The organism is Thermococcus sp. SY098, from assembly GCF_035621495.1.
Taxonomy (GTDB): Archaea; Methanobacteriota_B; Thermococci; order Thermococcales; family Thermococcaceae; genus Thermococcus_B.
On sequence record NZ_CP141821.1, the window covers coordinates 270,657 to 286,218 of the forward strand.

The 15,562-nt window shown below is 41.1% G+C and carries 12 protein-coding genes and 1 CRISPR repeat array; of the genes, 5 read left to right on the top strand and 7 right to left on the bottom strand.

Features of this window, described 5'->3' with window-relative positions; genetic code table 11:
- Positions 1-2: 2 nt before the first annotated feature.
- Positions 3-680: a class I SAM-dependent methyltransferase gene (locus tag VFC49_RS01440; RefSeq protein WP_324735872.1), complete on the top strand. Its 678-nt coding sequence runs from the start codon at positions 3-5 to the stop codon at positions 678-680.
- Positions 677-1,096, top strand: a complete 420-nt coding sequence (locus VFC49_RS01445) for a ParB/RepB/Spo0J family partition protein (protein WP_324735873.1) — start codon at positions 677-679, stop codon at positions 1,094-1,096. Before VFC49_RS01440 ends, VFC49_RS01445 begins: the two co-directional genes overlap by 4 nt.
- Here VFC49_RS01445 and VFC49_RS01450 read toward each other — a convergent pair.
- Both VFC49_RS01450 and glmS read right to left on the bottom strand, forming a co-directional pair.
- On the bottom strand, positions 1,093-3,936 hold the full coding sequence (locus VFC49_RS01450; protein WP_324735874.1) for a peptide transporter: 2,844 nt from the start codon (positions 3,934-3,936) through the stop codon (positions 1,093-1,095). The two genes, VFC49_RS01445 and VFC49_RS01450, sit on opposite strands and share 4 nt — an antisense overlap.
- 10 nt (positions 3,937-3,946) lie before the next feature.
- Positions 3,947-5,755 carry a glutamine--fructose-6-phosphate transaminase (isomerizing) gene (glmS, locus tag VFC49_RS01455; RefSeq protein ID WP_324735875.1) on the bottom strand — a complete coding sequence of 603 codons (1,809 nt, stop codon included), beginning with the start codon at positions 5,753-5,755 and terminating at the stop codon, positions 3,947-3,949.
- Between the two features lie 270 nt (positions 5,756-6,025).
- Here glmS and VFC49_RS01460 point away from each other — a divergent pair, with 270 nt between their 5' ends.
- Positions 6,026-6,232, top strand: a complete 207-nt coding sequence (locus VFC49_RS01460) for a PCNA-inhibitor (RefSeq protein ID WP_013466942.1) — start codon at positions 6,026-6,028, stop codon at positions 6,230-6,232.
- Positions 6,233-6,283: 51 nt separating this feature from the next.
- Positions 6,284-7,075 (top strand): winged helix-turn-helix domain-containing protein, encoded by a 792-nt coding sequence (locus tag VFC49_RS01465; RefSeq protein WP_324735876.1) that lies wholly within the window; start codon positions 6,284-6,286, stop codon positions 7,073-7,075.
- A gap of 3 nt (positions 7,076-7,078) precedes the next feature.
- Here VFC49_RS01465 and VFC49_RS01470 read toward each other — a convergent pair whose 3' ends face one another.
- Positions 7,079-8,209, bottom strand: coding sequence for a 50S ribosomal protein L11 methyltransferase (locus VFC49_RS01470; RefSeq protein ID WP_324735877.1), 1,131 nt, complete (start codon positions 8,207-8,209; stop codon positions 7,079-7,081).
- A gap of 77 nt (positions 8,210-8,286) precedes the next feature.
- Here VFC49_RS01470 and VFC49_RS01475 point away from each other — a divergent pair, with 77 nt between their 5' ends.
- Positions 8,287-9,930: a dolichyl-phosphate-mannose--protein mannosyltransferase gene (locus VFC49_RS01475; RefSeq protein ID WP_324735878.1), complete on the top strand. Its 1,644-nt coding sequence runs from the start codon at positions 8,287-8,289 to the stop codon at positions 9,928-9,930.
- Here the strand turns inward: VFC49_RS01475 and rnhB are convergent.
- The 4 genes from rnhB to VFC49_RS01495 form a co-directional block, all read right to left on the bottom strand.
- Positions 9,875-10,552, bottom strand: a complete 678-nt coding sequence (gene rnhB / locus VFC49_RS01480) for a ribonuclease HII (protein ID WP_324735879.1) — start codon at positions 10,550-10,552, stop codon at positions 9,875-9,877. The genes VFC49_RS01475 and rnhB overlap by 56 nt on opposite strands.
- A gap of 10 nt (positions 10,553-10,562) precedes the next feature.
- A complete protein-coding gene (locus VFC49_RS01485) occupies positions 10,563-11,384 on the bottom strand; it encodes a metal ABC transporter permease (RefSeq protein ID WP_324735880.1) in 822 nt (273 codons plus the stop codon).
- On the bottom strand, positions 11,381-12,169 hold the full coding sequence (locus VFC49_RS01490) for a metal ABC transporter ATP-binding protein (protein ID WP_324735881.1): 789 nt from the start codon (positions 12,167-12,169) through the stop codon (positions 11,381-11,383). The genes VFC49_RS01485 and VFC49_RS01490 overlap by 4 nt, the downstream gene beginning before the upstream one ends.
- 136 nt (positions 12,170-12,305) lie before the next feature.
- Positions 12,306-13,211: a CRISPR direct-repeat array (repeat unit 30 nt; unit sequence CTTTCAATTCTCTTGGAGTCTTATTGGAAC).
- A gap of 480 nt (positions 13,212-13,691) precedes the next feature.
- Positions 13,692-15,464, bottom strand: coding sequence for a ribosome biogenesis/translation initiation ATPase RLI (locus VFC49_RS01495; RefSeq protein WP_324736570.1), 1,773 nt, complete (start codon positions 15,462-15,464; stop codon positions 13,692-13,694).
- Positions 15,465-15,562: the final 98 nt, after the last annotated feature.

Consider the following 15,562-nt stretch of genomic DNA (forward strand, 5'->3'; position numbering starts at 1 on the left):
GAATGGCACAGTACTTTGATAAAATTGCTTACCGCTATGATGCATGGTATCAAACAAAGGTCGGGCAGTACGTTAATAGAACGGAAAAAAGGCTCATTTTCTCTATGATCAAAACGAAAAGAGGACGAGCACTTGACTTGGGCTGTGGTACTGGAAATTACACCTTCGAACTCTATAGAAGAGGCTTTGATGTGATAGGGGTTGACTTGAGTCAAGAAATGCTCAAAATCGCCAAAGCTAAAATCCCAGATGTTCTTTTTATCCGAGCCGACGCATACAACCTGCCATTCAAAAAAGAGGCATTTGATCTGGTATTGAGTGTTACAATGTTTGAGTTTATTCACGAACCCGAGAGAGTTCTGGATGAAATATACCGGATATTAAAACCGGGAGGGGAAGTGGTTATTGGAACTATGAATGGAAAAAGCTTATGGTTCCTCTTCAAGCGGGTTAAAAGCCTGTTTGTTGAAACGGCATACAGGTATGCAAGGTTCTACACTCCAAAAGAATTAGAAACACTCTTAGCAAATGCGGGATTCAGCGATGTGGAAAGCAAGGGTGTTATATTTTTCCCATCATTCTTCCCGTTTGTTGGGGTTGCAGAGAAAGTTGACCGCAAAGTTAACAAAAAGTTGAAGAATCTTGGGGCATTCATAGCTGTTAGGGGAGTTAAGAAGTGACAGAAAAGGAAGAGATAATCTTGATCACGAGAGAAAAAGCATTCGAAAGAGCAAGGCGTCTCAAACGGGAGAATGAGCTTATCTATGGCGTTAAATTCATCATAGACCATAAATATCTTCCGCTTGATATCCTAATACCTACACAAAGAGAACTAAGTGAAGCGAAGCTGCTAATTGTTTTACAGGAGATCAAGCATGGTTATGATGCTCCTATTATAGTGTTAGAACATCAGAAGAAATATTATATCCTCGATGGTCACCACAGAGCTTATGCACTTAAAAAGCTGGGGTTTTCCCAAGTGGAGTGTCTAATTCTAAAACCAAGAGAAGAAATTAAAACAAAAATTGACGAAACAGTTCAAAGGTCAAAATTAAAAAGCTTAGACGACATAAAAATAGTAAGAGACAAGCGCTAACCCTGGCTATAGATCACATACTCTTTGTCTGCTATAAACACTGGCTCAATTCTCTTGCCTCTTATAATAACTTTATCGGCACCGTACTTCTGCTTGAGCTGTTCTATATACTGAGCAAAGACTTGAGGCATCTCCACCTCTGCTGTTATCGTATTCACACCGGCTTTTACTGAAATGCCTTCTTTAACTGGAACATACTTTATGATGTCCATGTATGGCTCAAATGCTGCATTCTCGTCCTCATTGTTTGTTCCTTGTGTTCTGACCAGATAGATAATTGTAGCCCTCAAATATAGGCTAACTGTGTAGTCCTTGTCAAACTCTGCCTTTAATGTGAGCTTACCTCTTTTTCCCTCTGGGACAACATAGATTGGGTTGGAAAGTTTGCCATTGAATTCTGGGGCGCCTACTAATGCTCCCACAGGGCCTTTTTGGATGAGTACAATCTCATACTTAGTTGCATTTGGAACATTAAGCATTACTTCAACTGGTTTCTCATTCAGATGATCAATGTTAACATTGGTTGCTATTGTTTCATCTGCTATTAGCTTTCCGTTCTTGTATGCTCTGAGCTTTATTGTTGCATCCTTCACGTCTCTACCAAAGGCTGATATGTAGAGTCTGGCTTTATACTCTCCAGGTTCAAGCTTTTTGATAGTACTCCACGTTCCATTTTTATAAACCTCTATCTTGTAAACTACAAACGGGTGGAACTCATAGACGTTAATGTCGCCCGTTGATTTAACAAGCCGGAAGTTTGGAACACCATTTCCTCCTAAAAATGCCATCCTGATAAAGTTGCTGAAGGCTATCTTGTGATATGTAAGAAGAGCATAATTGGGGAATATCCACACGATACCGGGATATGTTCCCTGTTCCCTGACTACTTCTCCAGTCTGAACAAATATGGCCTGTATAGGTTCAAGCTGCTGATTCCCAACCTGGATCACGACTTTCTTTTTCCCGTTTTCTGTGAGGACTCTTATCATTTGATTTTGATTTAGAACGTAGAGATTGTTCCCATATTTCTGGAAAGGAAGTACCATGGCGAGATTGTCTCTTTCCTTTCTGCTTATTGCTCCACCAAGATAGCTTATCGCATTAAATTTGAAGATATCCTGAGTCCACACTATGAAGTAGTTGAGCTCCCAGCTTTCAAAGTCGACCTCACTTTTTGTTCCATCATTTGCGAGGAATCTTGCTAAGATGTAATCCCTATCCCTTGCATGCCCCCCATCAGCAGGAGCTCTCCTATTACCGAGAAGGCTCGACTCTATCCAGTACCCATAGTCCCACCATGAAGTGGCAGTTGAAAGCTTGGGCGTATTCTGGTTCAGCCACTTTAATGTTTCTTCCCAAGATGGTGTTACTGAGCCCGCTCTTGCCATGGCTTTTGCTTGAGAATTCATGCTTGTTGCACCAACTACTGGAATTGGAATAAAGAGGATTATTAGAAGCACAGCATACAAAGCCTTCGTGGATGCTTTCTCCTTCATGTTCTCAACAAAGCTAAACAGCTCTCCTATTAGTATCCCAAATACCAAAATGACAGCACCCGAAGCTAAGAACAGGAACCTCACCGCAGTCCACATTAGGTAGAGGGACATTGTATAGTAGATCAGTACAAACAGTTGTTTTTCGTCGATTTTTCCTTCTCTGGACAAGCTAAGCACAAAGCGAAGTGCCACTGCTAAAATTCCAAGCAGAGAGATTAAAAATATCATTCCATCCGATGATTTCACTGCATAGTACCTTGAAACATCATTCCAAGTTGTCTTTGCAAGCTCTTGAACTGTTTCATAAACCTGAGTTGACTGGTATGCCCCACTCATGAGCTTAAACAGCTTTGGACCTACATATGCGTATGCTCCAGCGAATCCCAGAAGGACTATTATTGCAACTACAGCAAATCTGTGTTTTCTGTCGGAATAGTTCAGCTTAAATCTCTCACCATAGAGCATCACCAGGGTTAACAGTACAAGTGCTATGAACACTTCGAAGGCAAACCTGATAAAGCTCCTGACGCGTATTATGCCGGGTAAAGTTAGCAGATATCCCAAAATGAGCACTGCAAAATATGCTGGGTAAAAGTCTTTGATGAACTCTTTGAATTTTTCAATTTTTCCAAAGATAAACAGAAGGATAGCATAAACGCTCCCAAAACCAAGAAGAACCATTAATCCAAATGGGGAACCGTTCCACACACTCAGAGAGGTGACGGAAAATATCACAAACAATGCTCCCCACAGATATCTCTTTCTGCTCTTTGAATCCAGATACATAAACAGTACAATGACGGCATAAAGGAACAACATCAAAAACGGTCCATCACCTCTGTTGTTTCCTGAAAATGTCCTCACAAAGTGTGCTGTGGAAAACATCATTACTGCAGCTGCCCAGAGCCCAGCCCAGTCTGAATGGAACTTTTTCCCAAGTAAATATATCGCAATAATGCTGAAGAATCCGACCAAAGGTGGCCAAAGCTTAAAGACCGCTATTTCGCTATATCCAAATATGGAAAGGAATTTGTACAGCAATGCCGGTAGCATGTAAAGTCCAAGGGGTTCAGCTATCTTAGATCCAAAAGGTGCATCCGCCATCATGTAGTATTTTGGTATCCACTCCTTTATTGTGAGCTTATAAATTTCAAAATGATAGAATGTGTCGGGATCTATGAAGTACTTGTAGCTTGCTGTCTGATATCTGATTTTGAAACCAATTAACGCAACAATCACGACTAAAATTGGAAAAGCGTACTTTCTGAGTTTGTTAAAATCGAATGATTGTTCGGAATGGGTTTTTTGCTCTTCGGATTTTTCTTTAACTTTCGTCTTCACCATTCAAACCACCTCATTCAACGGTAACGGATTTTGCCAGATTCCTTGGCTTGTCCGGATCATTACCCCTCAGGACCGCTAAGTGATATGCTAATAGTTGCAGAGGAACTATATAAACTATAGGACTTAGAACTTCATCAACTTTGGGCATCTTTATCAGAGTATCACTCACTTTTTTCAGCTCTTCGCTGTCTCCCAAGCTTATTATCAGTGCTCCTCTGGCTTTAGCTTCTTGAATGTTAGATATCATCTTCTCCAAAGTTTTTCCACTTGGTGCTATTGCAACTACGGGAACACCCTCCTCGATCAACGCCAGAGGGCCGTGCTTCAGCTCTCCTGCAGAGAGCCCTTCGGCATGTATATAGCTTATCTCCTTGAGCTTGAGTGCCCCTTCGAGGGCAGTAGCAAGGCTTATGCCCCTTCCAATGTAGAAGAAGTCCCTCTTATCTTTAAGACGTTCTGCAAGGTTCTTTATTTTGTTTTCGTACCCAAGAGCGGCTTCAATGTACTTTGGCATATCATACAACTCCGCTTCAATCTTCTGAAGATACTCTCTATCAGCAGTGTTGAGGTACTTCGCAAGTGCAATCGCAAGCATGCTAATAACAGTCAACTGAGTCGTGTATGTCTTCGTTGCGGCAACACCAATTTCTGGTCCTGCATGGGTGTAAAGCACAAGATCACTGAGCCTTGTAGCCATGCTTCCGACAACGTTTACTATACTGAGAACTTTAGCACCCCTCTTTTTAGCCAACTTTATTGCAGCCAAAGTATCTGCAGTTTCTCCGCTTTGTGTGATTGCTATAACAAGAGTGTCTTTGTCAATTAAATCCTCAAACTCGTACCTAAACTCACTTGCATCTTCAACTACCGGCACTTTCTTCACGAGTCTCTGGAAGAGGTATTTGCCCACGAGTGCAGCATGGTAAGAGGTTCCCATGGCGACGATGTATATCTTTTCATAATTTGCAATTTCTCTTGCGATTTTGTCAATCATCTCCAGGTTTCCATATATAGCCTCTTTTACAGCTTTTGGCTGTTCATGAATCTCCTTAAGCATGAAGTGCTTATATCCTTGTTTTTCTGCCATTTCTAATGTCCAGTTAATTTCGTGAACTTTCTTTTCTTTGACTTTCCCTGTTTTTAGATCTTTTACAACAAAGGAATCTTTTGTCACGACGGCATATTCCCCATCATCAAGGAACACAGCCTTATTTGTATACGGTAAAAATGCCGGAATATCTGAAGCAGCAAACATCTCTCCATGTCCAATCCCTAAAACGAGCGGGCTCTCATTTCTAACAAAATACAAATGCTCTCTATCATGAGTGTATATTATCCCGAGGGCGAAAGAGCCTTTAAGTCTCAACAAGGCATACCTAAGGGCATCTTCAAAGTTATTAAAATCCTTCAGGGCATCTTCAATTAAATGGGCGATAATTTCAGTATCTGTATCACTTTTGAACTTATGCCCCTTTCTGAGGAGCTCATCTTTGAGCTCAATATAGTTTTCTATTATTCCATTGTGAACCACTGCAATTTTGCCGGTACAATCAGTGTGCGGATGAGCATTGATATCATTTGGAATTCCATGTGTTGCCCATCTTGTGTGCCCTATTCCCCTCTTTCCGGGCATCTCAAGAAGCCCAAGCTTTTCTTTGAGCTCATCAATCTTTCCAGCTCCCTTTCTGATGTGGAGTTTCCCATCCTCTTCAGTGACAATGCCGACAGAGTCGTACCCTCTGTACTCTAACCTCTTCAGACCATCAACAAGAACGTGACATGCCTTTCTTTCGCCGATGTATCCGATAATTCCACACATACGCAATCCCTCATGTGATCCTTTTTACTCCCTTTTGTTAGATGCTTTCCTCAATTAAAAGAGTTTCTCTAAAACCATTTCAAAACTGTTTTTAAAGTAATTTCTTAAGGTTTTGTATGGTGTAGAACGGTTTAGCATCCTTCCGCTGTATAACAGCTCCCGTTTCTGCCCTCCGATACGTTCATCAATCTAAATGGTTGATTTCCCATTTATCAGATTGTTATCAAAAAGCCTATATAATCGAACCCTTCAATTTCTTCGGGTGGGAGAATGGACAAAAAGCTCGATGAGTTCATAGGGTCTCCAATAAAGGTAAGACAAGAGAAAGCCAGAAAAAATAATAAGAAGAAACGTCTTCGAATGACCAAGCTTGACAATTTCCTTCCAGAAGAACACATAAACTATTTCAAGGCGTTAAGAATTGGGTCAAAACGGATAAGAAATGTTAAAATTAGTGAAATATCTAATGAGGAATGAAGAAATTTTTAAACCTTAGTTGTTGCCGGTAAGAATAAAGAGGGGATAGCAATGGATGGTGAGAATTTACTTAAGCTGATATTTACTTCAAGACTGCGACGTGATCTGATATTGGCGCTTGGACGTGGGCCTAAAGTCTTGAGAGAACTTCAAAATGAGCTTAGATCAACGCCTTCTTCAATACTCCACGCTTTAAAAGCTTTGGAAAGCAGAAATATTGTGCGTCAAAATGAAAGCACAAGAGAGTATGAGCTTACAAACATTGGCTATTTAGTCTACATTCAGCTCAAGAATGTTGTAGATTCACTTGAAGCTATCTCAAAATTCGAAAATTTTTGGCTAACTCACGACGTTAAACCGGTTCCAGAAGAGTTTCTCAAAACCATTGGAAGCCTCAAAAATTCCAAGCTTGTTGTGGCTTCACCGGATGAATTAAAATCCCCTCACGAACTGTACACGGATCTCATCAAGAGGGCAAAATGGGTGAGAGCAATTTCCTCTGTGGTGTTCAGGGAATATTCAGATGCCTTTTTAGAGCTTGCATTTAAAGGGGCTGATATTGAAGCAATTTTACCAGAAAAGACATATGAAAAGTTCATCAACATGCTTGAGGATAAAGAGCTGGGTGCCCTAAAGAAACTCTCCAATATGCGGATTTATACCTTAGAGTGGAATCCGAGAGTTTCGTTTACAGTTACAGACTACGTGCTTGCCTTTGGGCTCCTCTTTCCTGATGGACGATATGACATGACCATGGATTTGGTCAGTTATGATCCTAAAGCAAGAAAGTGGGCTCTTGATCTTTTCCACCACTACAAGCAGTTTGCAAAGAGAGTGCTTTGAGTTTCAGATGGGCTCAGCAATTATGGCTTTGTCCTTATATTGGAACACATATGCCCTCCTTTCACCCTTCAAGTTATTTTCAACTTTTCTTCTAAAGCGCCAGTATTCGCTATCGGGTATCGAAATTCTAAGCGTTGCCCTTCCAAATCCCTCTCTCCTCAGGAATTCATTAATTCTAAGAGGGTGAAACTTAACGATTCCGGTAATGACATAGGCCCTTTTGAAGTACTCGCTTTTGATTTCTTCATTACTGGTCGCTAATACACGGCGTTTTTCTCTTAATAACATGTAAAGTTCGCCCTTGACTGTGTGAAATAGCTCGTTTATTAAATCGGCATAGTCAATACTCTGGGGGATTTCATAGAGATATTCCTTAGGCTCACTCCATTCGATGATGTTTTCAAGATCTGGATTGCTTTCAAGCCTAACCTCTTTCGGCAAAAGAACCGCCGAACGTTCAGCTTTTGCTAAAGGCTCAAAGTAGAAAGTTAATCTGTTCAGCTGTCCGTATAAGTCAATATACTCAAATTCGCCTTTCCAGGGAACTTTTTCGCGCCTGATCTGTGGGGGCAAGTCAAATATGAATGCATCTGTTTTATGTTTGTAAGCTTCATAAATCTCAAGCGGACTTGGAAGTAAATCTTCCAGCCTCCTTTCGGGCATTTCTGGTGGACGAGCGGGGTCAGAGAATATCACATCCGCATTTACCTGCTTTATAACTTCCTCACTTAAGGAATCGCCATGAATGAATTTTATCTTCTCTTTAACACCATACTTCTCCGCATTTTTCATTGCATAAAACAGCTTCCTTTCATCAATATCAATTGCATAGGCTTCCTCCGCATATTTAGCGAAGAATATAAGCTGTATTCCAATCCCACAGCTCACATCAGCTATGCTTTCTGGTTTTACCCTCTTAGCCCTGTATTCGGCAACTGCCTCATGAGTGGCATACCTCAGCCCTTCTAAATCCATCCATAAATCCCTTCTTGAAAATTTATCTTTAGCCCTAATTCTTGCTCTCGCTATCTCGATTATCTCGTCAGCATTCTCTCTTGGAAGTCTCGCCCTAATCTTTCTCTCATCAAATCCTTTCTTTATCATCTCAACTGCAAGTTCGATATACTCTTCCATTCTCTCACCGCTATTTCCTTAGGATGGACTCTTTTAAATTTTTGCGAAAAAGTTTAAAGCAGAAAAGAAAAGAAAAGATGGGAGAAGAAATGAAGAGAAGAGAAAAGCTCTACTTTGCACTGCTCGCTCTCGTCATTGTTGGAACATTTTACTACACATACAAGCAAGCTTCAAGCGAGGGTTTATATGATTATATTGGTGATGAAGTCTGGTACGTTTCAGCTTCTCGAAACGTTTTACACCGCTTAGGAATTGATGTCCACTACATCAATGAAACCACTGGAAGTGAAGGCGTTAACATAGTATTTCTCACTGAACCTGAAGTTAAGGGAGAAGTAAAGGTTTCTTTTTGGAGGTTTACAATTCTAAGAACTTATACTGCAGCTGAACCTCCAAAGGTCCCGGATTTTGTCTCAAAACTTGGGATAAAGGTTGAATACATTCCATTTAATTTCTCCAAAGAATACAATGTTGATCTCATGAAAGTTAAGATTTGGCGGATTGCCCGAAAATACAACTACACAAAGTACACCCCATATACGAATTTTCCAGCCGTGTACTATGAGATTCCAAAGAACAATTTCAGCAGATTTGTTAAAGACGTAAAAAAGATTGAAGGTGTTGATGTAATCCCGGGTTTTCGATATCCTGACAAAGAAGGCATCCAGAATTACCTTAACACTGAGCATCCGTTTTTGGCAAAAGATTTTATAATGCTGGGCATGCTAATCCAAGACAAACCAGTATTCTGGCGTCTGCCAGGTTTAATTGCTCACGCAATAATTAACCTCCTCGTATTTTTCGCGGCATTAAAAATTACGAGAAGCTACCTGGCGGCATTCATTGCCCTGATATTCTCTGCCTTTGACCCTCTGCTGTATGCTACTTCACTGGCAGCAATGCTTGACATTTATGTTGCCCTATTCACTGCAATTTTTATGTATGTGATGGTTATTGGTGACTATCCTTTGAGTGGCATTTCAATTGGTTTAGCTGCAGCAGCAAAGCTCAACGGTGCATTTCCTTATCCCGTCTTGGTGATAAAGGCACTAAAAGATAGGATGAACCTTAAGCGATACCTCCTGATTCTCTTTGTGCTACCCGGAATTGCCTTTTTAATCCCAGAAATCCCAATAATAATGGCAATCGGCTTTCAGAGATGGATTGAGGAGTTCATAGCAAGCTTTTCATGGCATCTGAGCTTTAAAGGTGAACATCCAGCAAATTCGCCTTTCTGGCAGTGGTTCATAAGCCTAAAGCCTTTCCCCTTTCACTACAACCCCGATGTCTTTGCAGCCACTGATCCAATTCTAATGCTCTCGATGATAGTCTTCATATTCGCTATTCCCTATGCCGCCAAGAAGAGGGGAAAAATCCTTATACCCTTTGGCATCTTTTGGTCAACAATTGGGTTTTATGCTCTCCAATGGGTTCTCGGTGGAAAAACACAGTTTTCGTTTTATGCAACTCCCCTCGTCCCAGCTGGGGCTGTGACACTTGGGGTTATGGCGTATGAACTGATAAAATGGGAGTACTTTGAGGAATCGCTGAAGTTTTACTGGGGCTGGATTTTGAAGATTGTAGGTCCAATTGTTCGGCTAATTCAGAAGGAATTTATTCAAAAAACTATGAAAGCTAAAACCGAAGAGAAAGAACCTCAAGAGTTCACTTCAGAAAATCAAGAAGATTCAGCTGGCTTCCCTTTCGAGTCTGAGCCTTAAGCTTTTCTTCAATTTTCCTTAAGGTCTTCCAGCTCTTTCTAACTATGGGCGGAAATTCGCCATGCTCTTTGTAGTACTCCTCGAGAAATTTTACCGTCCTTGGGTCACTTGGGTAACCAGAGCCAATTTCACCGTACTGCTTTTTGAGCCTCTCAATTGCTTTATCTCTCGTGACTTTGGCTAAAATTGATGCAGCGGAGACTGGAAGATATTTGGCATCAGCTTTATGCTCCGCTATTATTTTTGGAGAGAAGTTCAGACCTTTCCCAATTATTTCGCCAAAACGTTTCTCTTTTACGTCGGCGGAATCAATGTAGAGGACATCGGGTTTCACTTTTAGGGAATTAAGAGCTCGAACAAAATTTTCAATCTCAAACTCATTCATCGTCCCTTCTCTCTCATCTATCTGCTCCGGACTCAGCTCAATAATTGCATAATCGTCTAAAAGTTCAATTATCTCATTGAACAGCTTTTCTCTCCTCCTTGGTGTCAGCTTTTTGGAATCTCTGACTCCAAGAGCCTCAAGCTTGCTTAAGTTTTTCTCATCAATTACAACTGCTGCTATGACGAGAGGACCTATAACCGGCCCTCTTCCTGCTTCATCAATTCCTCCAAGCTTCATTCTTGACACCTCATTTCCTGAATACTAACGTTCCGTAGATCACCCCCAATAAAATAGTTGCTATTCCGCTCGGAGGAATGTTGGTGGCATATGCCAAAAATATCGACAGGATTTCAATACTAAGTGTCAGAAAGAGACTTATACCCACGATTTTTCTTAAATCATCACTGAGCATCATTGCAATTGCACCGGGAAGCACAGCGACAACTTGGAGCGTTATTAAACCAACGGTTTTGACTATCAAAGCCCCAATTGCACCCACAATGACGTAAAGTATCATTAGATACGCTCTAACATTTCCCCCATAGCTTTCCACTCCCTCAGGATCAAAACTTACATAAAGGAAATCCCTATAGAGAAGGAACATGAGCAGGAAGAGCAAAAAACCGCCAAAGATCAACATTTCCAGATCAGAGATTGTTATCAAAAAAACTTCTCCAGTGAGATAAGCAACTATGCTTTCCGAAAGAGCAAAATACGGTTTTGATGCTGTGACTTTGTAGAGAATTCCAAAGCCAAGAACTGTTGCTCCTGCAACAAAGCTTGAAATTATTCCAATGGCAGTATCGCTTGTAAATCCTCTGTTTTCAATTTCTGCTATTGTGATAACAACAATAACTGTCACAATGAGAGCAACCCACACAATTATACCAAGATTGCCAACTAAGAGTCCCAAAATCATTCCCAGCACTGCTCCAAAGAGAAGGGAGTGGAATGTTGCATGAGTCAGAAAAGCCAGACCCTTCATGTTGATTAGGGGACTGAGCATGCCAAGGAGAACGCTTATCATTATGCTTGCAAAAAGTGCCCTTAGGAGGTATTCCGGAATCACTTTCTCTCACCTCTGTGGATGTGAACATCTCCAATGATGCAGTATAATCTGTCTCCAACTCTCACTGCTTTTGATAGTGAACCATAGACTCTGCTTATTATTTCGTCCCTGAGAACCTCAGGCGGTGTTCCAAATGCAATGAGTTCTCTGTTAAGAAGCATGACTTTGTCGCCGATCTCTGTAAGTGGATTGATATCATGAGTTGTGATTATCATTGTAATGCCTCTTTCTTTCTTTATCTTGTTTAAGATGCCTGCAACTTCAGCTCTTGCGCTTGGATCCAAGGCAGAGAGGGGCTCATCCAGGAGGAGGAGCTTTGGATTTGATATGAGAGCTCTTGCTAACAAAACCCTCTGCTTTTGTCCCCCGCTGAGCTCTTTGAAAAGCTTATCCTTTATAGTTTCCAGTCCAACAAAGCTCAATGCCTCCTCTGCGGATTTTAGAATTTCCTTTGGGATTTTAAAGTGTACAAAACTTTTTTTATAGATTTGCCCCATTGCAACGACTTCAAGCACTGTAAGGGGAACCCTTTCATTTAGGTAATGGCTTTGAGGTACATAAGAGATTAGGTCTTTAGATTCATGCGGCGGTTTACCAAAAATTAGCAGCTTTCCACTGTATTCTTTATGGAATCCAGCCAATGTTCTGAGTAGAGTTGTTTTCCCCGCACCATTGGGCCCCATTAGGAGCAAAGTCTCTCCTTCATTAAGCTTGAAAGTCAATCCTTTGACTGCCTTGTAGGTTCCATAATAAATGTCGACATTTTCCGCTGTCACTGCTTCCATGCACTCACCCCAGAATTTAGGTCTGCCTAAATATTTGTAAGGCAATTGTGTTTTAAAAAGACTTTGTTTATTATGCTATGTTGTGTTGTCTATTTGAAACAACGGCACTGATACGGCAAAGCCAGTAGCATAGTAGATTTCAATTCTCTTGGAGTCTTATTGGAACCTAACATAGCAGAACAGTTAAATAACGGGATAATCCTTTCAATTCTCTTGGAGTCTTATTGGAACCATCGATGGGTCAGAAGGTCCCAATAACACATGCAAGCTTTCAATTCTCTTGGAGTCTTATTGGAACACGCCCTTTTCGTTTGGGTCGAGCTGAAGGAGAAGGACCTTTCAATTCTCTTGGAGTCTTATTGGAACAACCTCGGCACAATGGAAAGCATGGTTGCTGGACTAGCTTTCAATTCTCTTGGAGTCTTATTGGAACTTGTGTACGCATGTAGGAAGCGTAAGCTTTTGCCTCTTTCAATTCTCTTGGAGTCTTATTGGAACTCCCTATTAGGTCCTAGAGCGAAAATCCTTAGCCCCTCTTTCAATTCTCTTGGAGTCTTATTGGAACATCATTGCGCCGAGCTTGTGGGCAAATTCATCGCTTCTTTCAATTCTCTTGGAGTCTTATTGGAACTTTATGCTAATGTAAGTAGTTCTACAACAGTCCCTGCCTTTCAATTCTCTTGGAGTCTTATTGGAACAGAACATCCATTGGAGGAATATAATTGATTCTGTCATCTTTCAATTCTCTTGGAGTCTTATTGGAACCCCTTTCCACCGTCGTTTAAAATATATAAGTGCTTAAACGGAACCTTTCAATTCTCTTGGAGTCTTATTGGAACCAGTCCATCCATAGATGACTTCAAGCTCGATCTTGCCTCTTTCAATTCTCTTGGAGTCTTATTGGAACCGTACAGACATATAAACGCTTACCTGGTGCTGTTGCGTCTTTCAATTCTCTTGGAGTCTTATTGGAACTTGATACTTAGCCAGATAGCCAGCACGGCGATAACGTCTTTCAATTCTCTTGGAGTCTTATTGGAACAGGGTGCAATTTTCCTTCATTTCCCCAATAAGACTATAAAAACGCTTGAATTATAAAAGCTTTTCTCCAAAGGGACAATAACAAAGCCAAAATAAGCCTCGGATTTAGAGACAGTAGTGTTTTCTTTATGAGGTATATAACCATTAAACGAGTCCAATTTTTTTACTGCACAAATATTCAAAAGGACTCCAACATTTGAAAAATCCTTTAATCCCAAAAATCTAACTTCATTAGCTTTTAATTTCAAAATGATCAGGTTTCCATGAGGAGAGCATATCAAAGAAGTCCTTAAAGACCCCAAATCCAAATGTATACATTCAAAACGTTATAATTTTAAGAAAAATCTGTAACACAAAGTAATTTATTAACAAATAATTATTAAAAACACCCAAACGATCCACAAACCCCTATTCCAAAATTAATTAGATTTAATAGTCAAAAACTACAAAAACAGAGAAGATAATGAGAAGCGAAAGTTTTTCAGTCGGCATAATAGTACTCCCCTCTTTCCTTTTGCTCTCTGTCCTTAACGCTACCTTCCTTATTTGCTCTCGGCCTTCCGGTGTCGGGGTCTCTTCTGAATGTGATTCCAACAGAAGCAAGGAAGCGATTCATGCCCTCTCTCATACCCATTGGCTTTGTTGCTTTACCGAATTTACCTGGTTCACCTTCAAAGACGATCAAGCGGTCGCTTATGTAGTCGATCATCAAAACATCGTGCTCAACAACTAATGCCGTCTTCTCGTTCTTCTCCATCAGATGCCTTATTGCCCTTGAAACTGCCAATCTCTGCTCAACGTCAAGATAAGCTGAGGGCTCGTCTAACAGGTAGAGGTCAGCATCTCTAAGCAGACATGCAGTTACTGCAACTCTCTGCAATTCACCGCCGCTAAGCTCATTCACCGGTCTGTCATACAGCTCTGGAATGCCAAGGGGATTCAGCAGTTCGGTCTTGTAAAAGCTACTCATGAGTTTTGATGCATCAATCTTGCTTAAAAGCTCAAACACCGTCCCTTCATAGTCTGCTTTTATGTACTGAGGCTTATAGCTTACTTTGAGCTCCCACTCAACTTTTCCTTCTGTTGGCTTTTCAACTCCAGCGAGCATCTTCACGAAGGTGGTCTTACCAATTCCGTTTGGCCCAACTATGCCGACTACCTCTCCCTTATACAGCTCTCCGCCTTCAACTTCCAGCCTAAAGCTTCTATAGTCTTTAACTAAAGATGGATACTCAACCAGAACTTCTCCCGTTTGGCTCTTCCTTTCACTCAGCTTTGTGAATCTGATCTCATACGGCCTAAAGCGAACGTTCTCATCTGGAAGGTAACCGTCGAGGAATATGTTTATCCCAACTCTCGTTCCCTTTGGCATTGAGAATATACCATAAGCTCCTGGCTTACCATAAACTACGTGAATAATATCGCTTAGGTAGTCAAGAACTGCCAAATCGTGCTCTACAGCTAAAACTGACTTGCCCTCTTCAGCAAGTTTTCTTATCAGCCTTGCTGCCTTTAGCCTCTGCCTTATGTCAAGATACGAGGATGGCTCGTCGAAGAAGTAGAAATGAGCATCTCTCAACACTGCCGCAGCTATTGCAACCCTCTGTAGCTCACCACCGCTCAACTGCTGGATCTCTCTATCTAAGATACTCTCCAGCTCAAGCTCTTTAACCACTTTATCAAAGAGCCCTCTTTCATCCGCTCTCTTAAGCAAATCCTTCACTTTTCCTTTGACTACCTTGGGAATTAAGTCCACATATTGGGGCTTTACAACGAGTTTTATCTCCTTATTTTTCAGCTTTTCAAAGTAGTTCTGGAGTTCATTCCCTCTAAATGCCTTAATCACGTTGTCCCAGCTGTCGTTGTCGCCGCAGAGGTTTGGGAGCAGCTGTCCGGCTAAGATTTTAACAGCTGTTGTCTTACCAATCCCATTTGGTCCCAAAATTCCAACTACCATGCCCTCTTTAATCACAGGCAAACGATAAAGGACGAAGCCATTTACCCCATATCTGTGAACGCAATCTTCTTCCAGCTGTTCTGGGAGATTCACGATGGTTATCGCATTGAAAGGACACTTATGCACACAGATTCCACAGCCCGTGCATGAGGCCTCTTGAATTATCGGCTTGTAATTTTCCTCGTCTATTATTATTGCCTCTCCGCCCATCCTGTTGACGGGACAAACCCTTTCACAGAGGAAGTGACCACACTTGTCAGGATTGCACTTATCATAATCGATAACCGCAACTCTCATTTTTCTCACCGGTCTATGGTTTTCAGAAAGGGTTTAAAATGTTGCGATATCTTACATCTGAATTTCCCAAAAATTTATTTCCCCTGCTGGACATAATT